We start from the raw sequence: 22,666 nt of genomic DNA, 5'->3' as shown, positions 1-22,666 counted from the left end.
GGAGAAATTAGTGATCGAGCTCATCAAGGGGGTGAGTAAAATCTAAAATGCACTGAATCCCCCAATCGAAAATCTAAAATCTAAAATCTAAAATCGACTGAATCCCCCAATCAAAAATCGAAAATCTAAAATCTAAAATTGATTTGGTTTTGCCACCACCCCGTCGCAGAGACGCCGATCGCGATCGCTCACATTAGGATTAGTTCTGAGATAATCTCCCACCCAGTCACAGCCCCTCACCAGCAAATCGTCAAGATCCAAATTCCACAAAATCACCCGATTATCCCGGCCCGCAGAAGCCAGAACCTTCCCATCCGGGCTAAAACTCACACTCATCACGCTATCCTTGTGACCCGTCAAAGTTTTCAGCAAAGTCCCGCTGCGACTCCACAGTTTCACCTTATGATCGTAACTACCCGAAGCAACCAACAAACCATCCGGGCTAAAAGCAACGCTAGTCACGCTGTCGCTAGAACCCTTCAGTAGCGTCGCCACCAAAGTCCCATCTACCTTCCACAACTTCACCGAATTGTCGTAACCAGCCGAAGCCAGCATTTTGCCATCAGGGCTAAAAGCAACCCCCAACACAAAACTGTTGTGAGCTCCTTCAAAAGTTCTCAGCAAACGACCGTCCCGATTCCAGAGTTTGAGAGTACCATCATCGCTTGCAGAAGCCAGCATCGAGCCGTCGGGACTGAAAGTCACCCCAGTCACCCAGCCTGTGTGTCCCGTCAAAGTCTTAATCAACCTGCCGTTTCTAGTCCAGAGTTTCACAGTCTTATCCTTGCTCGCGGAAGCCAGAACCTCGCCGTCGGGGCTAAAACTCACGCTCATCACGCTGTCGGCGTGGCCGTCGAGAGTGAACAGCACAGAAGGCGAACACGGGAATAGCGGAGCCGAAGGACAAGGGAGAATATTATTCATGCCATCTTCTGTCAAACTCCAGACTTTCACCGTTTTGTCGTAACTCCCAGAAGCAAGTAGCTGGCCGTCGGGGCTGAAACTGACGCTGGCGACTCTCTGAGTGTGTCCTTCCAAGGTTTCCAGCAAAACCCCCGTGCGGCTCCAGAGTTTGATAGTGTTGTCCGTAGAAGCAGAAGCCAGCCTTTGGCCGTCGGGGCTAAAACTCACGCCTTGCACCCGGTTTTGGTGTCCGTCGAGGGTTTTGAGCGGCACGTCATCGAGTCGCCACAGCCTGATAGTTTTGTCAAAACTTGCCGAAGCCAAGGTTTTGCCTTCGGGGCTAAAACTCACCTGAGTAACTCGATCGGCGTGTCCCTCAAAAGTTCTCAGTAAGCGACTCTCTGGTTTAATGTTGCTAGCATCGGTTGGGCGTTTGTCGCCAACACCAGCCAGACTCCAGAGTTTGACAGTCCCGTCTGCACTTCCCGAAGCAAGTGTTTGACCGTCGGGGGAGAAACTGACACCAAATACCCACTTGCTGTGTCCCCGCAAAGTTGTTAGCAGTTCACCTTTTTTTGCTTGTGTTGAATTTTCTGTTGCTGGGTGTTTGAGTGCAGCTAGGCTCCAGATTTTCACCGTTTTATCTTCACCCGCACTGGCGATCGTTTCACCATCGGGGGAGAAACTGACGGTGTAAATTTTCGAGGGTTGTCTGTTTTCGCTGTGCCACAAATTAGCGATTAACTTACCGTCGGAACTCCACAGTTTCACAGTACCGTCATCGCTCGCCACAGCGATTATTTTGCCGTCGCGGCTGAAGCTTAGCCAATTTACGGGAGCAAATTGTTCGATCGTTCGCAGCAGCGTGCCATCGGTTTTCCAAAGTTTGATAGTTTTGTCTGTAGAGCCACTGGCGATCGTTTGACCATCAGGGCTAAAAGCAACGCTGGTAACGCTATTAGTATGCCCGTTGAAAGTGGCCAGCAAACTGCCGTCTGTTTGCCAAATTTTGACAGTTTTATCTAAACTTGCCGAGGCTATGGTTTTGTTTTCGGGACTGAACGCGACAGAGGAGACGCTGTTAGTGTGGCCTTTGAAAGTTGCCAGCAAACTCCCGTCGCGCCGCCAAAGTTTGACGGTTTTATCTACACTGGAAGAAGCTATTGTTTCGCCGTCTGGGCTGAAGCTAAGACCCCAAACTACATCGCCATGTCCTTCCAAGCGGTTGCGTTCTTTGACTCCATAAACTGCCTGCTGGAGGGCGGCAGAAATCAGAATTTCGGTGTCTTTGAGAGTAGACATTTGTTGGGAGTGTTCGATCTGTTTCCACTTTTTACCAGCTCTCAAACTTTCCATCATGGCGTCAAATTTGTTGTTTGAGAAATAAAGTGCTTCAGAAGCGGCTGTCAGGGTACTGATTTCGGCTCGCTGAGTTTGAGCGACAGCTAGCTGTTTTTGACCCACAGCCCGCCACCAAAAATTTACGGCGGCGATGGTGGAACTGGTGAGCAGCATGACGCCGATCACTGCTAATCCCAGCAGTTGTTTGAGAAAAGTATTGGCTCGGTAGAGCTGTGCTTGACTCATTTTTTTATCTGCTTCTGCTTTATGCAGTCGGGCTTCTAAGCCGAATCTTTGGCGGATTGGTCGCACTAAATAGTCGTGTACCAATTGATAGCGGTCTTCGGGCGCTTCCCGTAGCAGAAATAGCAAACCGTGACCAACTAAAATGTCTAAAATTAAGTCGAGGTTGTCGGTTTTCTTTTGTCGGTTTTCAGGGTATGCAGCGAACTGTCGCGGTAGGGAAATTCTGTTTTTGCCGATCGCCGATAATTCGGTTTCGCGGGCATCGGCTGGCTGCGAGCCTGTAACTAACGAGAGTTCGTGTTTGGTTTTTATCAGTCTAACGCCTCTTTCATCTGTCAGGGAAAACAAGATTTTCCAAGCTGCGTCTTCGTTAACGGGCCCGCAGTCAGAGATGACTCTTTCGAGCGAGCGTTTCACTAATTCCGCTTTGGGATTGTCCCCCAATTGCTGGTATTGTGCTAGACTGGTAATACCTTCTTCTTGCAGTTGCGCTCCTACTACCTGCAATTCGATTGGTCGGACTTCTTGCAGTTCGTCTGCTAAATCTTCTACGAAGGCATCGATCAGTGCCGGCTCTAAATAAAATTCCGCCCGTTCTGTTAAGTGTCCGATGACAGCCCGCGCGTCTTTGATAGAAAAACTCCGCAGTTGGTAGCGGATACTTTTGTCGAGAATATTATTGTTAATAGCGTCAAGATTTGGGAAGCGATCGCAATCTAGTAAGTAGTGCAAATAATCTTCGCGCAAGCACAGAATTATCTTGACATAAGGCAAGTTCAAAAACAAACGCAAAAAATTATAAAAAAGTTGTCTTTGTGCCACTGAAGTCGAAACAAAGAAAAACTCTTCAAATTGATCGAAAATCAGCACAGTCAACAAATTATTTGTGGCATTTTCGCGCAACTGCTCTATAATAAAAGAAGAGACTTCCGAGCTGCGAGCCGGAATAACCGAGCAACTTCTTTTGTGGATTTCCTGTAGTCCTGTGGAGATGAATTTACTTTCCTCTTCGGCTTGTTTGTCGTACAGTGCGCTGTTCAAAGCATTTTCTAACTCCACCAGCCAGTCGGTGTAAACTTTGACTACTACGGGCAATGTATCGCGCGCGCCCGGAGTAATATTTTTCAAAGCTGGTACTAAGCCGGCATTGACTAGAGAACTTTTCCCGACTCCGCTGGGCCCGTGAATAATAGTTAATTTATGGTCGTCCCTGCTAATTCTTTCTAGCAAGCTATTGATATCTGTTTGGCGGGAGTAAGCTGTCATGGAGGCTGCGATGGCAGCTTGGTTTTGAGCTGAGGGGCCTGAAGGATTGACTGCTTGGCGCTGCTGCTGCAATTGGCTGGCTCCAATAAAAGCTCTAAATCCGTATTGATATTCGATCGAACGCTGGGTTTTTTTAATCCGAAATGCTTTAAGATACTCTCCCTGCTCGAAATAAACCGCTTGCAATTCCGTCAAAATATCGATGTAAAGTCGGGGGTCGTACTTCGGCTCGCTTTGAGATTGAGCCAACTCCAAAGAATGAACCGCCGCTTCCCACTGGCCTAGCTGCCGCAAACTTCGGGCTAAAAGTAAAAGATACGAACTCCTGTCGGATTTAGGATGTTGGATTTTAGATTTGGGTTCGTTACTTAACTCGTTAGGGCCCAGAAATTCTGGATAATTTCCCTCAAACCCCAATCTCAAATCTTCAATCAGCAATCTCAAATCATGAGGCGTTTGATCCAAAATTGCCAAAGCCAACTCTGCTAGCTGGCGGGCTTGACTCCACCTCGACTCTTGCAGGGCAACTTCAGCCAAAAAGCCGTAATCTTGAGCTAGTTGGCTGGGAGTACCGTAAGTGAAGTGCAACTGCAAAGAATTTTCAGCTAATGCTTGCAACTCTCCCCAAGCTTTCAGGCGCTGCAGCACTTCTCCGAGGTGTGCTGTCACCTCAGCTACCAATTCCGGGCGTGAGGCCAGGGAGAAAGCGTTTCTAGATTGTTCCAGGCTAATCCAAGCTTGTTCCCAGTGCTGGCGGTTGGCTACGGGGTTTCTGGCTGCTTGCAAGCGGTGACACAGGGCTATGTGAAACAGCACTATGCCTTCTCTCTCTAAAAATAAAACTTTGGGGACAGGATTCGACAATGAGCAGGAGAGGGTTTCTCGGTTTTCGGAATTTTCCCAGTTTGCGAGTTCCCAATTGCCAGTTTGATGCTGCCAAAATACTAAACTTTCTTGGTAGTGAATTAAGGCGGTTTCGGTTTGGTCGCTGACATAGTAATCTCGACCGAGAACGAATTGCAGGCTGGCTTTGAGGGCGGGTTCTAATTCTTGACCGCGATTTTGTAAATCTCTTAAAGCTAATTCTAGTTCTCGGCGTGGCAAAGAGCCGATCGCCAAATCGAAGGTATTGCCAGGACTCAAGGGCGAATACGAGTGGACATCTGATTGTCCTCGGTTTTGGGGCCCTGAGTTAAAAGTTAGAAAGCGTTCTCCAGGGCTGATTTCGCGCTCCAGGCCGCGTTTTTCGCACTGGGTTTCGCAGGTCTCACAATTAGCGATGGTGCTGACGTTGCTACTGGCGAGTTCTTGATTGAGTTCGCCTATTTTAAATATAGTATCGGCCCGCCTAGCGAGGAAATTAATTAATTCGTCAACGCCCATTTCAAATTTAATTGTGGCGGCGGCCCAACTTTTGAAATCCGGGGCCAGACGAATCATTTTGGTTACGATGTCATCTGTTACCCACAAAATCACTGGGCAGGAAAAATTTTTGCGAAATTCGTCTCGCACTTGATTGGTAGAAGCCATCAGTTCGTCGATCGCTACTACTGTTTCTAAACCGAATACCATCAAAGCCGAGGCGGCACCGACAGGCGAGTACCCCTCGTGAAAAGTGCTTGCCTGCAGGGTCGTGTAGAGGGTTTTAACTGAAGGTGGCAGGACGATATCTTGAATTGGAACTGGGGACACTTCTCGCAGCCGCTGCGCTATTTGTTGCCGCAACTGCTCGTAGTTGCAGCGCACCAAAATTAGCGAGAATTGGTGTTGAGACATTGTGATGGACCTGACCAGAGTTTTGAGCGAGCGCTCGTTGTAGTTGGCAGTTTCTTGTACCTTAATTAGATCGGTCATGCGTGCACCTCTTTTGCATAAATCTATTACCTAACGCTCGCCAATCGTGACTGAAAGCGTATCTACTTAGACATCGCCGTCTCTGTCTGACGCCTTATCTCTGTATAAATACGTAGTTTTCCGTACTTGTCCTATCAATACTTACATAGTTATTAGAGTCAATGTAAAGATATCATACCTCTCAATCTCAGAGAATGCTAGACTTCCCAATAAAAATTTAAGGTTATCTTAGATTTTTTTATTCAGCTATATATAAAGGACTACAGATGATAAATAGCCAACCCCTAAGTTTATGCTCATACCGACGACTAGCTATTAGTAAACAACTCAGATATATCTGTAGCAGGCATTTAGAACAACAGCAAAATAAAATGTTCTCCGGGATGGGATTATCTGAAATTAAGAGCAACAGGTAAAAACAGACATAGGGGGTCTGACAGTGCAGATATGAGAGTTGAGAGTGGGCAAAGTCCTTAGTGGCGGCCAAGTTTTACACGACAACAAAATTCACCGCCTATACCCAGCCTTCAACAGAAATCAGCCAGGGGCAAAAACCGCTGACTGATTTCTGTATTGGATGGTAAAATTTCGGAGTTGTGAGCGATGAATTTTCAGTTAAATACTTTCTAAGTCTCTCGTGGTTAAGGGTTCTTAGAGTCGCCAAGCCATCTCAAAAATCTCAACTATTTTGGCTCACTGCGCTGCAGCCACTCCTTATATTTTCTGGTTTCTGCTAGGGCTGGATTAATCCCAAACCAACGACCTTCTTGATCGCGGTATTCAAAGACAAACATACTTCGCAACAAGATTTGAGACTCTTCTTCGCCGGTTACACTTTGTCGGTTGACGACTTGAAACAGCAATTCCCATTCCAGGTCATTGATGGCTCCCAAAAGGTCATCGCGATATTCTTGAATGACGCTTTCGAGGCATTCGCGAGAGAAGGGAGGGTCTTCGTGCTGCAAACAGCTATACAAAAGCATCAGTAGATTGCGAACGTGACCGCCACTAATCCGACAAAGCCGATCTAAAGTTTCGGGAGAGTCAAACACCTGGGAAATCAAATCAATGCGTTGATGGGGAGCAACTGCGGGGAAAGCTCTAGCTAATACTAACTGCCGCAGCAGTGCCATTCCTTCGAGGTGGTCTTCGCCCGATCGCACTTGTACTGGTACCATCGGCATCACCTTGGGCTTGACTCCAAATCGACTGGCGAGGCGGCCGAAGTCGTTGGAAAAAATCAAAGTCAGGGGAATCGTGTAGACAACATGGCAATTAAGTTTTTTCAACTGTTCGCCTCGGTCTAAAAACAGATATTCTGGCTGGGTGCGTCCGCTGGGTTTGAGGGAGGCGTCGAGGCGATCGAGGTTGTCAACGATGACTGCGAGCCCTTTTTTGCCTTGCTGCTTGAGTTCGGCGTTAGCTTTGTTGAGGAGTTCTTCGTTGATCGACTGCAAGATGCTGTTGGTGCGGGGTTCGAGATATTGCCTGAGTTGCGATCGCAGTTTGGGAGAGTCTTTAGTTTTAGCAGTCACTCTAGCAATGCCTACAGATAACTCGGCTTCCGCTGACAAATCTATGGGAGTCTGCAAAAATTCTGCCACTTCTGCAAACAGATTTGTAAAATAGCTCGGTCTGAGTTTGATTTTAGCCGATTCCATAGTTTCGCTGACTTGGCGCGCAATGCTCAGCAAAATATCGCTGATATCTACATCCCCCATGTCTAAGTCTTGGGAAGACTCAAAGTAGACGACGCAAAAACCCTCTTGCTCTAACTCAGCTTTTAGTCGAAACAATTCCGTAGATTTGCCACACCCGATATGTCCTGTAAATAGCTGACAGGTTGGCTCGTTGGGGGAAATGCGGGTAATGGTTCGCTGTAAAGATTCAATGATTTTGCCGCCACGCACGGAACCAAAATCAATGTAGTATTGATAATCCCCTGGGTCTCCCGCAACAAGGGTCTTGCTGGGGTTGCAGGCTTTATAGAATCTGTCTAATTCGAGTGCGATCACAATTGAAGCCGAATAAAAGTTAAAAAAGTTAATCGAAAGTCTAAACTTTCTTTACTTGAGTTTAGTTTGATTTGTAACCTTTTGCACTGTGGGGTAATGCCCTAAATACCCAAAGAACCTTTATCTGGTAAGGGGTTTTCCCGGCGCTGGAATTGGGAGTTTTTAATTAATAATTTTTTATTACTTAGCGGTATCCGTGATATTACTGATATTCGCCGGAGTCTGGGTAAATTTGCGGGGATCTGGTTAAATGGTAGGGGAAAACAGGGTTCAAGAGAGAGATTAAACAGTTTTGAATTTGTGCTAATGCTTAATTACTATATTGTCAAGAGGTAGATGGCTAGTTTTGGAGCGGTTTCTCAAACAGAGTTAGGGCGCAGACGCCAAAAGTTGCGGCAGCTCCGTCGCGCTCGATTGGCGGCTGTTGTGTGGCAAATGCTGGCAGCGAGCGCGATCGCCGGAGGTTTGCTGTGGTGGATTGCTCAGCCGGCTTGGTTGATTGCCCGATCGGAACAAGTGAAGGTGGAGGGCAATCAGTGGCTGTCGGATAAGGCGGTGCGGTCTTTGGTGCCGCTGTCTTACCCCCAGTCATTGTGGGGGATTCAACCGCAGGCCCTGGCCAAAAAGCTGGAGTCAACGGGGCCTATAGCTAAAGCGAAGGTGACTCGTAACTTGTTTCCGCCGAGTTTGACTATAGAAGTGGCAGAACGCCTGCCGGTGGCGGTGGCGCAGCCGACGGCGGTGTTGAGATCGAACAGTGAGAAGGAAAAAGTGGGGTGGCTGGACGCTCGCGGAGGTTGGATGCCGTCGGATAGTTATACTGCTGTACGATCGCCCAAGAGTTCGATCGGGCCCGGCAGCATTCCGGGACCTCCGCCTCAGCGTTCTTTGCCCACTTTAAAAGTCATCGGGCCTTTGGAAGAGTATCGCGCCTCTTGGCCGCAGTTTTACCAAGGACTCAGCGGCTTGACGGTGAAAGTGTTTGAGATTAATTGGCAAAACCCGAAAAACTTGATCTTGAAAACAGAGATCGGTACCGTACACTTAGGGCCGTACAGTTCCAAGACTGCGGAGCAACTTAAGGTTTTAGACCGAATGCGACAATTGCCAAAACAGCTAGATTCAAGCAAAATAGCCTACATTGACTTGAAAAATCCTGCTTCGCCGATCGTCCATTTGCCAGAACTCCCCCCCAGTTTGGAGAGTTCCACTCCCGCACCCACTCGCGCCCAGAATTGATCCTCTGTCAACAGAAGGTAGAAGGTATCGATCGATAGGCAGAATTTTTGCCCATAAGGATCGATAGGCAGAGCTTGAAATCAGCACAGTTTTTGGATAGCGCCCCGCGTCTGGGCCTAGTATCCATTTTTTTTTCCTTCTGCCTTGCTTACAATTGCCTTAATCCGGTCAAGTACCTTGATGGCGTCAAGCGAGGTCTAGGCTAGCGAGGTCGGCCAAATCCGAGATTGCTAACATTAAGCATCGATCTGTGTTAGTTTTTCGCGCAACTTAGCCTATAGTTGATTGTGAATTGGCGTTTAGTTAACAAGCTCTAATCTACCATCCCCGACTCTAATGAAGCTTAATAATAGACAGGGGTCTGACCAAGACAGTCCCCCTTCGGAAGAAGTAAAAAATTTTCCGGTGGCTGCAGATTCCGCCAATCCCTTTAGACGCAAGTCTGGTTATGTAAATGTAGATAGTATTGATATCGATCCTATGGTCAATCCCAAAGACATAATGCCCAGCAGTGCTGCCAAAATCAAAGTAATTGGCGTCGGCGGCGGTGGGGGCAACGCCGTTAACCGGATGATTGCTAGCGAGGTTTCTGGTGTCGAGTTTTGGTGTGTGAATACAGATTCCCAAGCTCTGGTTCTCTCAAATGCTCCGAAACGCTTGCAAGTCGGACAGAAGTTGACGCGCGGTTTGGGGGCCGGGGGCAATCCGGCGATCGGTCAAAAGGCTGCGGAGGAATCTCGCGACGAGGTTGCTAATGCTCTGAATCACGCGGATTTGGTATTTATCACGGCCGGCATGGGCGGTGGTACGGGCACGGGCGCGGCTCCGATCGTGGCTGAGGTGGCTAAGGAAATGGGCGCCTTGACTGTGGGCATAGTAACGCGGCCTTTTACGTTTGAGGGACGGCGGCGCACCAGCCAAGCTGAGGAAGGGATTGCGGCTTTGCAAACCCGGGTGGATACGCTGATCGTAATTCCTAACGACAAGCTGCTGTCTGTGATTTCGGAACAAATGCCGGTACAAGAGGCTTTTCGAGTTGCTGACGATATCCTGCGCCAAGGGGTTCAGGGTATTTCTGACATTATTACTATTCCCGGTTTAGTGAATGTGGACTTTGCTGACGTGCGGGCAGTAATGGCTGATGCGGGTTCGGCTTTGATGGGCATCGGTGTGGGTTCTGGCAAGTCGCGGGCTAGGGAGGCTGCGATGCAGGCTATTTCTTCGCCTCTGCTGGAAGCTTCGTCGATTGAGGGCGCTAGAGGTGTGGTGTTTAACATCACTGGCGGTACTGACATGACGCTGCACGAGGTGAATGCGGCGGCTGAGACGATTTACGAGGTTGTCGATCCGAATGCCAATATTATTTTTGGAGCGGTGATTGACGAGCGGCTTCAGGGCGAAATTAAGATTACTGTGATCGCTACGGGTTTTTCTGGAGAAGTTGCGTCGCCTCCGCCTCCGGGGCGGACACAAAATGTTAATGCTCCTTGGCGGGCTGCAACTGTGCCGGTGACTCCTGCTCAACAGACGCCCGATCCGAAAGCGAAACCGCCGCAGGATTTGGGATTGGATATTCCTGAGTTTTTGCGTAACCGTCGCCCGCCAAGATGATTTTAGATTTTAGATTTTAGATTGGGGATTTGGCGATTTGGCGATTTGGGATTTGGCGATTTTGGGATTTTAGATTGGGGATTTGGCATTGAATCTCCCATCTCCCATCTAAAAAATCGAAAATATCGAGCATCTAAAATCTAAAATCTAAAAAATCTAAAATCTAAAATCTAAAATCTAAAATTTCCAGGGTTTGGCCTGGTTCGGGTTCGAGGAGTTGGGTGGAGAGTCCCGATTTTGCTAGTAAATCGCGAAATTCGGGGATGCTGCCGATCGATCGCACTAACATTGGTAAAATGCCTGTGGCTCGGATGTCTCCCGCCGCTGTAGGCAGAAAAAACCGAGGTTTCAGTGTTTGGGCGAGGCTGAGGGCTTCTGCAGGGCCGATAATTACTTGTCCGAGGAATGGGAAGATTTGACCGATGACTGGGGCGATGGCTACGTCTACTGTGTCTATTTTCTGTTTGACTTTTTCTAAGGGTGGTAAGTGCGGTTCGTAATAAAGTGTCTCGCCGCTGCTTAAATCTTTGAGCAAGTAGCCGTTTTCTTCCTGTCCGGGCCCGATTTCGGCTCCGGGTACGGCGGTAATTTGTAACTTTTCTTTAAAATTTAACTCTTGCCAATTTGCTAAAGATGTGATATGGGTGTAGCCTAAACTGCTGAGGACTTTGGCGGCGGTGGGTGAGGCGATCGCGGGAATTGTGCGATCGAGCTTTTCGAGTGTTGGTCTGTGACAGTGGTCGTCTAATCCTTGGGAAATTAGGATGAGGTCGATCGGCGGTAAGCTGCTGGGAGTGAAGAATCCGGGGGTGTTGTGGTAGGCGGTGAACAGCCAGGGTTGACCGTAAAATACGAGGGGATCGACTAGCCAGGGATCGACGAGGATTGTTTGGCCGGCGATGTGGAAGATCCAAGAGTTGAGGTCGATTCGGGTGAGTTTCACTGTTGTTTGCAATAATTCTTTACATTTGGTTTAATCATAGCTAATTTTGTTTGGGAATTTTAACCCCTTCGGAAGCACAGGCGGGACGCCCGTGCCACGGGGAAGCACAGGCGGGATGCCCGTGCCACGGGGAAGCACAGGCGGGATGCCCGTGCCACAGATATGATTGGGATGTGTCTGGGGAATTTTTGTGTTTATCTGGGGTTGAAAGAAGATGATTAAATCTAGGATTCCTGTGGCTTTGACTGTGGCGGGTTCCGATAGTGGCGGTGGGGCCGGAATTCAGGCGGATTTGCGGACTTTTGCGTTTCACTGTGTGCACGGTACGAGTGCTTTGACTTGCGTGACGGCTCAAAATACTTTGGGGGTGATGCGAGTTGATGCTTTGTCTGCGGAGGCTGTGGCGGCTCAAATTGAGGCGGTGGTTGGGGATATTGAGGTGCACGCTGTGAAAACTGGGATGCTGCTGAATCGGGAAATTATGGCGGCGGTGGCTTCACAGGTAAAAGCTTTGGGAATAGGGAATTTGGTTGTCGATCCGGTGATGGTTTCACGATCGGGCGATCGATTGATTGATGACGGGGCGATCGCATTTTTGCGCGATGTTTTGATTCCAATGGCTGCTGTCGTGACTCCGAATCGGTTTGAGGCGACTATTTTGAGCGGTTTGCAGATTGTTTCTCTAGACGATATGCGATCGGCGGCGCAGCAGATTTACCGTTTGGGTGCGAAAGCTGTTTTGGTGAAAGGCGGCGGGATGGCGGGAGATTTGCGGGGAATTGATGTTTGGTTTGATGGTACGCGGTTGGATGTTTTGAAGACTGAGAATGTTGATACTCCCAATACTCACGGGACTGGTTGTACTTTGAGTGCTGCGATCGCCGCTAATTTAGCATTAGGTAAAGATTTATTGACGGCGGTGACATTGGCTAAGGATTATGTGACTACTGCTCTCAAATATGCTTTGGATATTGGGGAAGGTCAAGGCCCAGTAGGTCATTTTTTCCCCCTGTTACTGAAGTAATAAGTTATTTGTTACTTGTTTGAGTCTGCTAATAATATCAAATCCACGATTCATCGAAATTATTCCTCTCTCTCTTCTCTTCCTCTGTGTTCTCTGCGTACTCTGCGGTTAAATCATTCCGATCCAACCGCAATTGATATAACCAATAACATGAGTGAACCGCCAACAGTCAACAATCAGTTAATTTCTTAATTTTTCAGGCGAAAGAGCGATCGCCACCAAGTCTTCAATTTTCTTAATATTCGGATCGCCCGCCAAATAACCAATCCCTCGGTGCAAGTGCAGGCGAAATTGTTTCGCTAGAGTTTCTTTTTCTGTGCCTAAATTGTCTTGATAACAGCGCTGCTTGAGGGCCATTATCAGGATATCGGCCATGTCGCCGCCGAAAACATCCCAGCTTAACTCGACGTTGCTGTCGCTGGGAATTGGTACTGGGGATGGGATGCTGGGTTCGGCGAGCGATCGGCAAAAACCCCACCTGCATAGAATATTCCACTGATCGATTTTTGTCGATCGTTTCAGTTTTGATAGTTGGTCTTTGCCTGTTTGGGATAGGCGGATGCGATCGACTGGTGGTTCCATGAGTTTGAGATTTTTTGGTATATTGTAAACAGTGTTAATGTTGGGGAAGCAAAGCCTCTAGATTACCCGAAATAATTAACATTTTTTTACACGGCGCGACTTGATTAAATCGGTTTTTTTTGGTATTCTTATTTTAGTAGGATTTATCCTTAATAATGGGATGGTGGCAAAAATAAAATTTTCGCAACCATCCCATTATGATATATATAGTACCGCAACTCCCCAGCAAAGTCAAGGGGGTTGCGGCTATTTTTTAGCGCGAATTTTTATTCCCAGAAGTAACCTTTTTCGACGGTGGTTTGGTGTTTGGCGGAGTCGTATTTGAGGAGGTAGCTGTGGGCGATCGCCTCTAATTCTTGGAGTTTTTCGTATTCTACTTTTCTAATTTCCGTGTCGGTAGAAAGCAGGATGACTTGGTGGCTGGCAGAGGGGAAATAGCGTTCGACTAGGTTGTTTCTGTGGGAGGAGTCGAGGCGGCCCAAGGGAGTGTCGATCGCCACTGGCAATTGTCTCCCGGATACTCTAGCCAATCCCCACAAAAAGGCGATCGCCAGCAATTGTTTTTCCCCGGCTGAAAGTCGGTGTTTGGGTACCGGTTTGCCTTCTGGATCGTAAATGGAGAGGCTAAATGTTTGAGTGTCGATCGCAACTCTGTGCACGAGGTCGGTTTTGTGCAACAGGTAGCGGAAACAGTCGGTAATTTCTATTTCGAGTTTGTTGAGTTTTTTGAGGGTGAGTTTTTCTTTAAAGAGTTTCAGGGTAGCTTGGGCTTTGGCGATCGAAGCGATGACGTGTTGGCTGTTTCTGATGGTGATGTATTCGCTGCTGTAGTTTTCTAGTTCTTTTTGGTTTTTGGCTAATTCTCTCTCTAATTCATCGACGCGGCGGTTGGCTGATTCCAAGGCGGCGGCTGCGATAGCGACTGCTTTTTGGGCTTTCCTGACCTCTTCTTCTAGTTTTTCGTAGGCTTCGGGGGAAGCTGCGGCTGCGAGTTCTCTGTCTGTGAAGTCAATTTCTGATTCGATGTTTTTGATTTCTTCTATTTGATCGCGGGCTAGAGTTTGCTGGGCTTTGATTTGGTAGCTAAGGAGGTTTTCTAGTTGCTGGATGCTGTTGTTGTCGGCGTTCATCCAGGGCGGGGCGTCTGTTCCGGCTTGCTGTTCTAGTTCTTGGTTTTCTTGGCGGATGAAGTCTTGAATTTTATCTAGCTGTTGGGGATTTAATGAGATTTCCGCGATATAGTTAAGAAGGCGATCGCTTCTTTGTTTGATAACATTTTGGGCAATCTTTGCTTGCTGCTGGCTGACTTCTGTTTCTGCTTGAATTTTTGCTTCACTTAGCAAGGGCGAAATTAGGGCTAGTGGTAGCGTATTTGACGCCAATTCCATCATGGCTTGACGGGTTTTGTCTGCCTGATTCCTGTAGTCGTTTAGCTGTCTGTCTAGTTGACTGCGATCGGCGGCTATTTTTCCTCCTTCATAAATAAACTTTTCTGATGCTTGTTGCTGATTTTTTTGAGCTTTATCTAACTCGTTTTTAAAGCTGGCTTGTTCTTGCTTAGCTGAGTCTATTTCGTCAGTAATTTTCTTAAACGTTTCTTCGATTTTCTCTAAAGCAGCCAAGTCTTTTTTGCCAGCAATTTCTTTCCGCTTGCGGCCGGCTAATATTTCTAAATCGACGGCGAGGCGTTCTGCTAATTCTAAACCTAAAAGAGATTTAATTGCCCCGACGACAAAATCTGGCGGTGTTTCGAGTTCGGCGAGTTCTTTTACTTGTTCGCCGTCAAACAAAAATAGGTTGGATATTCCGACTGGCAAAAGGGTTTCGATGTATTCGTCCCAGGTGTTAGTAATTGCTTTGTCCGACCACCAATCGCTGACAATCTCGCTGTAGATGAGAATACTTAAGTTGTCTTTGATATCTAATTTTTTCCAGTATCTAACTATTTTGAATTGAGCTAATTTGTCATCTTGGACTTGTTCAAATGTTAGTTCGACGCGGGTATCTTCTAATGGGGGAGTGTGGCGGTTGACGCATTGATTGAGAAAGTCGCTGTAGCTTAAATTGCCTCTGGTGGAACATTGGGCGCGACCGCCGTAGAGGGCGAGGCGAATGGCGTCCATGAGGGTGGTTTTGCCGCCGCCATTCATGCCGCCAAATAAAATGACTGGGCAGGGATTTCCGTCTTTTTCGGGGCGGAGATTGATGGTTTGGGTGCCGGAATATGGGCCGAAGTTTTTGAGGACGAGTTCGAGGAATTGCATTATAAATGTAGATGTTGTTGGTTGGTGGGGCGGCGGTTAGCAGCGGATTTTGTAGCGGATTTAGCGGATGGGTGGTTGGTGGGGCGGCGGTTAGTGGCAGATTTGGTCGCGGATTTAGCGGATGGGTGGTTGGTGGGGCGGCGGTTAGTGGCAGATTTGGTCGCGGATTTAGCGGATGGGTGGTTGGTGGGCGGCGGTTAGTGGCAGATTTGGTGATCTCCCACTAATCATCCGTTACATCCGTTACATCCGTTACAAAATCCGCTGCTAACCGCCCTCCTCCCTTGCTACCAATCAATTACACCGGTTGAATCTTCCTCTTCGTTTTGGGACTGAATGTTGGGAGGTAATGGGAGTTCGTCATCTGTTTCTTCATAGGTTCCTGCACTTCCTCTTGTCCAACCTCTGCCATTTGTTTTCGGCCGCCACAAGTATGGTTGAATGTGTTGTTGCCAACCTTGTACGGATTTTGGTGGGAGAATGCGGTGATATTCTAATTTACTGCGACCAAAGTTGATAAATAAACCTACTTTCGCTCCTGTCGATGCTAAGTAAGCTATGATTTGAGCTTGGTCTTTATCGGTCATTGGATAATTTACGGCTTTATCTTCTACTACAATACATTCATTTACCCAATGATCTAGATAGAGAATTCCCATCCAAACTTGACCGTCATAAATTTGTCTGGGATATTCCATTTCTGTTGTAATACTGGATTTCAGCATTTCTGCATCAAATGCTCTTTGGTAATGTTTTTCTCTTAAACCTTTTTGTGTCCTCCGGTGTACTCTCATTGCACAGCCGATGATGCTGTATGTAAGATCCTGATGGGGAATATTAGGGTCAAGCATGGTCGTAAAAATTGTGTAATTTAAACGATGGTGGTTTGTTAATGCTGCGGTTAGTTGAAAAACCATTATATGCGATCGCTCGGCGGGGTGGCTGTCAACAAGTTTGGGTTTAACCGCAGGCTAGCGCGTGCTAATCGCTAGGTTTTTCCTCTCGTGAATTTGGCGGTGAAAATTTAATATCCGCCCAAGATAGCTGCCTGCTTTGATTGCTGTTACTTTCGAGTTCTTCTTTAAGTTTGGCAATATCAACGGTATCGTTTTTGGCGGAACTGTTGGTTTGGGCGATCGCATCTTTGAATTGCTGAATGTTTTCCGTCGGATTTGCTTTAATATCTTCCACCGCTTTTTTTAAATTGCGTTGATAGTGGGCGTTGCCAATCGCTTCTTCCTTCGATCGCGAACTGGTTTCAAAGCATTTGTCCAAATCGGCGTAAATGCCTGTACGGCGGGGCTTCGTGTAGTATTGGCGTTCTGTATCGAGGAGTTTTGCCATCAATTCGAGGTGCATTTTGTCCTCGCTGCAAATCTCTTCGATCGCAGTCCATTCATCGCTACCGAGGAGTTTTCTTTCGGCGGCGGGACGGGAATCTTCAAAAGGTTCGCCCGTGACTTCTTCGTAAATCCGGGGCAAAGAGTCGTCAAATTCATGCTTTTCTTCCAGCCAAATTCGGCGGATTTCGCTAAGTTCTTCTGGGGTAATTAAGGTGATATCGCGCATTTCTAGGGGTGCGGTTTTGCGGATGTGGGTTTGTGCTTCCAAGACTCGTCTCAGCCAGTGTTCTCGCCAGAATTTGGTGTAGGGCCCTGGGATGGGTTCGACGGAGGTTGTGTCGTCGCCCATGTTGCGTTCAAACAGTTCTACTCTACCGTAGATGCGTCGGAAGTCTCTTTTTGGGCGATCGTCTTTTATATCTAATTCGTTGCGAATATCGAGAAGAGGCTGCATCCATTCTTTTTCCTCATCGTTTTGAATCATTGCCTCCATAGATTTATCTTGGCTTACCATTGTGCAAACCCAGCAGCCAAAGCGAGAACTGCCGCAGCTAGGGGTAGAAGTATCGACAACTAAAGGACATTCATTGTCGGCTGTTGCACCTCGATACATGGTAAATAAATCTTTGTTGCTATTTTCCCAAGGATTAGCCCACTGATTTAGATAAATCCAGACTTCATCAGTTCGCCAATCTTCTATCGGACTATAAATTAGGGAATTAGGCAGACTAGGACTCTGATAAAGCAGAGATTTAATGGAACTAGAATTATTATTTAGACGGTCACTCATGCGACCTATTTCATGTTTCTCCATTGAAACCGCGCGCTTAATACTTTCAGCTTTGCGAGTACCCAATATAAGAATTACTTCTCCATTGATTCTCACCATATCACGAACAAACCGATTAGAAGGAAGGATTTTCAGGCGTTCAGTACACCAGCGAAATCCATGTCTCGGTGCTGGGTAGCCTTTTCCCATCAAGTTTACCCAGAAAGTATCTTTTACATCTGGATAAAGCATATAAGGTTCTATTGGTAGCTGTTGCTCTATAGCAGCAGACTTCATCTGTTTTAATGACTGACGTACCCAAGTAGAAACTATCGGATTTTCTACAAGTGTATCTGTTGTGATTACATAGATTTTTTTCGTTCTTTTTTCAGGTGGCAATTCTGCTATTGCATACCAGATAAGCTGGACTACTGTAGTGCTGTCTTTTCCGCCGGAATATCCTAAAACCCAAGGTATATCATCTAAACAATATAACTCTTTAATTTCTTTACTTAATTTTTCTATTTCTGTCACTAACTCACTAACACTACGGGGTGGAAAGAGTGGTATTTGCATTGTTTCTGTCATGTCTTCAACCTCAGTTACTTCATTAAGCTCTAAATACATTCAGCCGATGCCATTCTAGCGATTCAAGTCTTGGTAAATCTTGGTCTGAAGTTGGCAGGAGAATAGTTTCACTATGAAAATCTTTCATACATCTGGCATTGGGGGATTCCTCTTCTAAGTCATCAGCGACCATAATTCTGTAATTATCATCTATAGCAAACCAACCCTGGTCAAAAGCCCAATGATGATTTTTACACAATGATATCCCATTATTAATTTGATTATCATAAAACTTTGAAAACGGCTTAATATGTGAGCCATCTACAATAGTTTGAGTGAGATTCCTGATGACTTTCAATCGACAAAATGCACACTTGTAATCATATGTATGTACTACTGCTTTCCTGAAAAAAGCATTTCTAACAGCAGATTTGGTTAAATAAAATTTCGGTTCTGCGTCAGTAATTACTGCTGAGTCTGATAGTTCTCTTTCTGTCTGAGTAACTTTTTCAAAGTCTTGATTAACTTGCAAAATATCTCCAATATCCTCCCTATTTAATGAAAACCATGTCGCAATCAGTGTATCTATTAATTCCGCTCTAGAATTTTGGTCTTGAAGTAAAGCGAATAATTCATTATCCCAACTACCGTATTCTACAGCTTCTCTTAGCTTGTTAGTGGTCTTAGGCTTTGAACCATTAAATCCCGACTTTAATGTTTTATGCCAGAAACCATCGCCTTCCAAATGCCAAAATGGATAGTGCAAACCACGATTGTGAGATTCAGAACCTAAGATATCCCAATATTTATTAAAGGTTTTAATTAAGTCGTCTGAAACATAAATTCGATTATCCCTAATTATTCCTTGAGCAATTAGATCGATGATTGATAATAGTAATATTGGCTTATGATGAGCTTGACCACGTTGGCGTGTATTACTGACATTAAGAGCGGCAAAACGTTGTCGATAGTATGCTAAATTCTTATTTACGGACTCTTCTCCTGTAGTCATTTTCTCCTCCCGCTATGATTAAATACAATCCGACCTAAAATTTAACACTTTTTTCAACAAAAAGTTAAGCACCGCAAAGCACAACCATAACGCAGAAACTAGATAATTTAAGCAGTGTCAGCAGACTAAAAAGTAATTTTCTAGCCTAAACAGGAGATAATTATATCACTGTCTGCGTGCATCTGCGGTTTCCAAACCCAACCTCACCTTCAAATAATCAGTCATCCAACTAACACTCGCCCTCGACTTAGAAATCCCGCCTTTCAACAAAATCCCACCCTCCCAATCAGGATTATAAATCGACCAATCAACCTGCTGCAAAAGGCTCAAACGTTCCTCCCAACTCTCAGGAAAAACCGACAGCAAAGCGGCCCCAACTTCCCCCAAACTCTCAAGCACAACACTGTGACAGTGTACGCAATCCCGGCGCATTTCCCCCGCTGCAACTTGCTTGTGCAGAACTAATTGCCAATCTGGAATAAAACTGCAAACCGCATTCCAATAACTAACCGCCAGTTGTATTTTTTGAGCAAGTTCTTCCTCTTTCTGTTCTTTTTTGGTGCGAGAACCAGAGGGTTTTGCCTGTTCGCTGCCGTGAATATTAGACAGCAAAGCCATGATAGCACGATCGATCGCACTCAGCGTAAACAATTTGTGCGATCGCCCGTTCAAACTCCCCCTCTCCATCTCCGTCAAACACCGGAAAACCTCAACCTGCTTAACAACAGCCTTGACCACAAAAGCGCCATCGTCCCGGTGGTTGTAAAGTAGACTTAGCGACGCCTCCAAAGGAACTTGAAAACCGTTCAAATCAGCAAACATCTGCTGAGATTTTTCCAACCCAATATCCAGAAACAAAATCAGGGCCACCGTCTCATATCCCAACTGCGGATTTTCCCTCAAAGCCATCTCAAAAGCCGCGCGCCGATGCTGTCCGTCATTAATAGTAAACTTAGCATCCATCGGCACTCGCAAGCGACCGATTTTCCGTTCTTCGGCCTCATTTCCCACTGCTTCAAAAGTAATATCCGCATCAATCGAAGCAGCAATTGCCCCACAAGTATAATTTGTAGGATTCTTAACAAAATAATCAGCAATTTCGGGAATCCTAGCTTTGTTAAGCGCGCGTTTCGCCCGCATAGACGGCGGCAAATCTTCAGATTCAAAGGGAAACAATTTCGGCAAAAAACGCACCGGACACATCGACACGTAATATTCGCGGCCCGCTTGAATTCCCCGAATTACCGGCAAAATGTATTCAAAAGAAGGAGTAGACATATTTTAGAATGGGGCATTGGGAATGGGGCATGGGGCATGGGGCATGGGGCATGGGGCATGGGGCATGGGGCATGGGGCATGGGGCATTGGGCATTAATAGCTATTGACTTTTTGCCAATTTTATGATATTTCGGTGGGCGATTAGGGCATAACTTAAGTATTTCACAATGTTTTTTTAAAAACACCTGTTGACATAAAGTTTAATATATGATATTTTTTGAAAAAATAGCATACTTATATAAAAACCGCCGATGACAACCAACCCAGCGGATGACCTCGCTATAAAAATTTTAGAAAAAGAAAATAGCGACAGACAGGAAATCGCACTTTTATTAGATAATTATTTAGGAAAGGACGATCGCATTTTCGTACAAAAAACCCAGATGGGAAACAGCGAAGCATACATCGGTTCTGTCACCCTAGAATGGTTAGACTCTCGCGTCCGTTTCGCCTCGCAAATGCCGCTTTTCCGCCAAAAATTCGACCTCCAAACCAACAACATCGTCCGCGACGACGAAACCATTGACGAAATTATCCAGCGTCCCTTAGATTGGTCGCGCCAAGCCACCCTAACTCAATACTTAGCCGCCAGAAAATCGCACAAATTCCCCGCAGTTTTAGTAGTAGTCAGTCCCCCGTGGGTAGATAATCCTTTAGCCGAGGAATGGGATAAAAATGGCGTAGCAACCAAATCCGCGACTGAATTTACATCCTTTGATAAAAACGAGAACTTAGGGCTTTTGAATGTCTCTCAAAAAGTCTCAATTTTTGCCTTAGACGGCCAGCATCGGCTGATGGGAGTTCAAGGTTTAATGAGTTTAATTAAAACCGGAATCCTGCAAAGATACAACAAAAATAAAAAACCTGTCGGCGCTGCAATTACTCTGGAAGATTTAGCAGAAGAGTATCAAATCGACCCCGAAACAGTGTATAAATTAGCTCATGAAAAAATCGGAATAGAGTTTATTCCGGCGGCGGTAGCGGGGGAAACGCGACAGCAAGCACAACGGCGCGTGCGATCGATCTTTGTGCACGTTAACCTAATGGCGGTAACGCTGAGTCAGGGACAGCTAGCATTATTGAACGAGGACAACGGATTTGCGATTTGCGCCCGCAAAATTGCCGTCACCCATCCCTTATTAAAAGAACAAGATGACAGAAACCCCCGCGTCAATTGGGACAGCGCCACAGTCGCAGCAAAATCAACTGTGTTAACTACATTGCAAGCGCTGCAAGATATGTCCGAACGGTATTTAGAATACAAATTCCCTCATTGGAAGCCGGAACGAAAAGGTTTAATTCCCATGCGTCCCGAAGATGAAGAACTAAAAGAGGGAATTGAAGAGTTTAAAAAATTGTTCGATCATTTAGCAACTTTACCCAGCTATCAAAGAATTGAAAGCGGCGAAGAAACGGCAGAATTGCGCCGATTTAGTTTTGAAAAGCCAGGGGGCGAGGGAAATATTTTGTTCCGTCCAGTCGGTCAAGTTGCTTTAGCTAATGCTTTGGGAATTCTAGTATTTAGAAAGAAACTTTCCCTGAAATCTATTTTCGACAAACTCCGCAGGTACGATGTGGATGAAGGATTTAGCCACATGGATAATCCTGAGTCTGCCTGGTACGGGATTTTGTACGATCCGAACAAAAAGCGAATGCTAGTTTCTGGAAAGGATTTAGCGACGAAATTAATTGTATATTTGGTAGGGGGAATTCAGGACGATATGGATAGAGCTCATTTGCGGCAAGCGGTGGCGGAAGCGAGGACTTTTGAGGATAAAGCTATTAGTTTTAATGGCCGATTTGTGCAGCCGCAAGAGGTAGGATTGCCGCCAGTGCTTAGCTAAGTTTTTCTTGGATCAAGTATGATGAAATACAGGATACGGCACTGCCGTATCCCTAGCTTCATTCAATTGCTGCGATTTCTTGCCGCTTCTAATTTGTGGCGAATTGCGGCTTGAACTTTCTCATCAAAATCTGGATCGCCGGGACTTGCAATAATTCTCAGCGGATGCTGATTGATTCTATCTAAATATGCCTGAAAAGCGGCTCGATCTCCACGATGTCTAAGAAAATACTGTTTCAATTCAGTATTCGACATTGCGTTGTAGTTAACTTGGCTCATCAGCAAACTCCCCATAGGGTAAAATCTGGAACTCAAGCTCTTCATCGTACCCAGCCAATATGTATACGTTACGAGTGCGATCGTCAACACAAATCAGATGTATAGGCTGAAGCATCGTGTATGTCAGTTGATAACTGATGCGATATAAACTCTTTAGCTGGGCAGCAGTAGGCATTTGTCAATCACTCAACCTAATATTTATCTTAACACATAACTCAAGGAAAACTGCATATTTGTATCATCGCTTTTAGTGATTTTTGTCTATCGAACACTACTACCGATCGAGA

General features: G+C 46.1%; 16 protein-coding genes. 5 read left to right on the top strand and 11 right to left on the bottom strand.

Translation table 11 applies throughout. From position 1 onward, the window contains the following. Nucleotides 1–132: 132 nt before the first annotated feature. Nucleotides 133–5,610: a WD40 domain-containing protein gene (locus tag QUB10_RS25685; RefSeq protein ID WP_333206030.1), complete on the bottom strand. Its 5,478-nt coding sequence runs from the start codon at nt 5,608–5,610 to the stop codon at nt 133–135. A 683-nt stretch (nt 5,611–6,293) separates the two neighbouring features. Continuing rightward, a complete protein-coding gene (locus QUB10_RS25680; protein ID WP_333206029.1) occupies nt 6,294–7,625 on the bottom strand; it encodes a P-loop NTPase fold protein in 1,332 nt (443 codons plus the stop codon). 336 nt (nt 7,626–7,961) lie between these two features. Between QUB10_RS25680 and QUB10_RS25675 the strand changes: the two genes are divergently transcribed. Together QUB10_RS25675 and ftsZ are read left to right on the top strand one after the other, a co-directional pair. Beyond that, nucleotides 7,962–8,864, top strand: a complete 903-nt coding sequence (locus QUB10_RS25675; RefSeq protein ID WP_333206028.1) for an FtsQ-type POTRA domain-containing protein — start codon at nt 7,962–7,964, stop codon at nt 8,862–8,864. Between the two features lie 336 nt (nt 8,865–9,200). Next, nucleotides 9,201–10,475, top strand: coding sequence for a cell division protein FtsZ (gene ftsZ, locus QUB10_RS25670; RefSeq protein WP_333056121.1), 1,275 nt, complete (start codon nt 9,201–9,203; stop codon nt 10,473–10,475). 163 nt (nt 10,476–10,638) lie between these two features. Here the strand turns inward: ftsZ and QUB10_RS25665 are convergent, their stop codons facing one another. Next, nucleotides 10,639–11,418 (bottom strand): MBL fold metallo-hydrolase, encoded by a 780-nt coding sequence (locus QUB10_RS25665; protein WP_333206027.1) that lies wholly within the window; start codon nt 11,416–11,418, stop codon nt 10,639–10,641. 214 nt (nt 11,419–11,632) lie between these two features. Between QUB10_RS25665 and thiD the strand changes: the two genes are divergently transcribed. Next, entirely contained in the window at nt 11,633–12,442 is an 810-nt protein-coding gene (gene thiD / locus QUB10_RS25660; RefSeq protein ID WP_333206026.1) for a bifunctional hydroxymethylpyrimidine kinase/phosphomethylpyrimidine kinase, read from the top strand. Nucleotides 12,443–12,622: 180 nt separating this feature from the next. On the opposite strand, the gene dndE is transcribed toward thiD, so the two are convergent. Both dndE and dndD read right to left on the bottom strand, forming a co-directional pair. Beyond that, nucleotides 12,623–13,024, bottom strand: coding sequence for a DNA sulfur modification protein DndE (gene dndE, locus QUB10_RS25655; RefSeq protein ID WP_333206025.1), 402 nt, complete (start codon nt 13,022–13,024; stop codon nt 12,623–12,625). 266 nt (nt 13,025–13,290) lie between these two features. Further along, nucleotides 13,291–15,288 (bottom strand): DNA sulfur modification protein DndD, encoded by a 1,998-nt coding sequence (dndD, locus tag QUB10_RS25650; RefSeq protein WP_333206024.1) that lies wholly within the window; start codon nt 15,286–15,288, stop codon nt 13,291–13,293. Between dndD and QUB10_RS25645 the strand changes: the two genes are divergently transcribed. Further along, nucleotides 15,283–15,489, top strand: a complete 207-nt coding sequence (locus QUB10_RS25645; protein ID WP_333206023.1) for a hypothetical protein — start codon at nt 15,283–15,285, stop codon at nt 15,487–15,489. The two genes, dndD and QUB10_RS25645, sit on opposite strands and share 6 nt — an antisense overlap. Nucleotides 15,490–15,575: 86 nt before the next feature. Here QUB10_RS25645 and QUB10_RS25640 read toward each other — a convergent pair whose 3' ends face one another. From QUB10_RS25640 to dndB, 4 genes are all read right to left on the bottom strand, one after another. Continuing rightward, nucleotides 15,576–16,139 carry a GxxExxY protein gene (locus QUB10_RS25640; RefSeq protein ID WP_333152237.1) on the bottom strand — a complete coding sequence of 188 codons (564 nt, stop codon included), beginning with the start codon at nt 16,137–16,139 and terminating at the stop codon, nt 15,576–15,578. 130 nt (nt 16,140–16,269) lie between these two features. Beyond that, nucleotides 16,270–17,988, bottom strand: coding sequence for a DNA phosphorothioation system sulfurtransferase DndC (gene dndC, locus QUB10_RS25635; protein WP_333152234.1), 1,719 nt, complete (start codon nt 17,986–17,988; stop codon nt 16,270–16,272). 22 nt (nt 17,989–18,010) lie between these two features. Next, nucleotides 18,011–18,979: an HNH endonuclease gene (locus tag QUB10_RS25630; RefSeq protein ID WP_333152232.1), complete on the bottom strand. Its 969-nt coding sequence runs from the start codon at nt 18,977–18,979 to the stop codon at nt 18,011–18,013. Between the two features lie 165 nt (nt 18,980–19,144). Continuing rightward, nucleotides 19,145–20,257 carry a DNA sulfur modification protein DndB gene (dndB, locus tag QUB10_RS25625; RefSeq protein ID WP_333206022.1) on the bottom strand — a complete coding sequence of 371 codons (1,113 nt, stop codon included), beginning with the start codon at nt 20,255–20,257 and terminating at the stop codon, nt 19,145–19,147. A 251-nt stretch (nt 20,258–20,508) separates the two neighbouring features. On the opposite strand from dndB, the gene QUB10_RS25620 reads away from it, so the two are divergent. After that, nucleotides 20,509–22,101 (top strand): DGQHR domain-containing protein, encoded by a 1,593-nt coding sequence (locus QUB10_RS25620; protein ID WP_333206021.1) that lies wholly within the window; start codon nt 20,509–20,511, stop codon nt 22,099–22,101. 62 nt (nt 22,102–22,163) lie between these two features. Here QUB10_RS25620 and QUB10_RS25615 read toward each other — a convergent pair whose 3' ends face one another. Both QUB10_RS25615 and QUB10_RS25610 read right to left on the bottom strand, forming a co-directional pair. After that, nucleotides 22,164–22,355, bottom strand: a complete 192-nt coding sequence (locus QUB10_RS25615; RefSeq protein ID WP_333206020.1) for a DUF6887 family protein — start codon at nt 22,353–22,355, stop codon at nt 22,164–22,166. Between the two features lie 10 nt (nt 22,356–22,365). Next, nucleotides 22,366–22,554: a DUF6888 family protein gene (locus QUB10_RS25610; RefSeq protein ID WP_333206019.1), complete on the bottom strand. Its 189-nt coding sequence runs from the start codon at nt 22,552–22,554 to the stop codon at nt 22,366–22,368. Between the last annotated feature and the right edge of the window lie 112 nt (nt 22,555–22,666).

Source organism: Microcoleus sp. B5-D4 (assembly GCF_036705145.1).
In the GTDB taxonomy this organism is placed as follows: domain Bacteria; phylum Cyanobacteriota; class Cyanobacteriia; order Cyanobacteriales; family Microcoleaceae; genus Microcoleus.
This window is presented reverse-complemented; position numbering and strand designations above follow the sequence as displayed.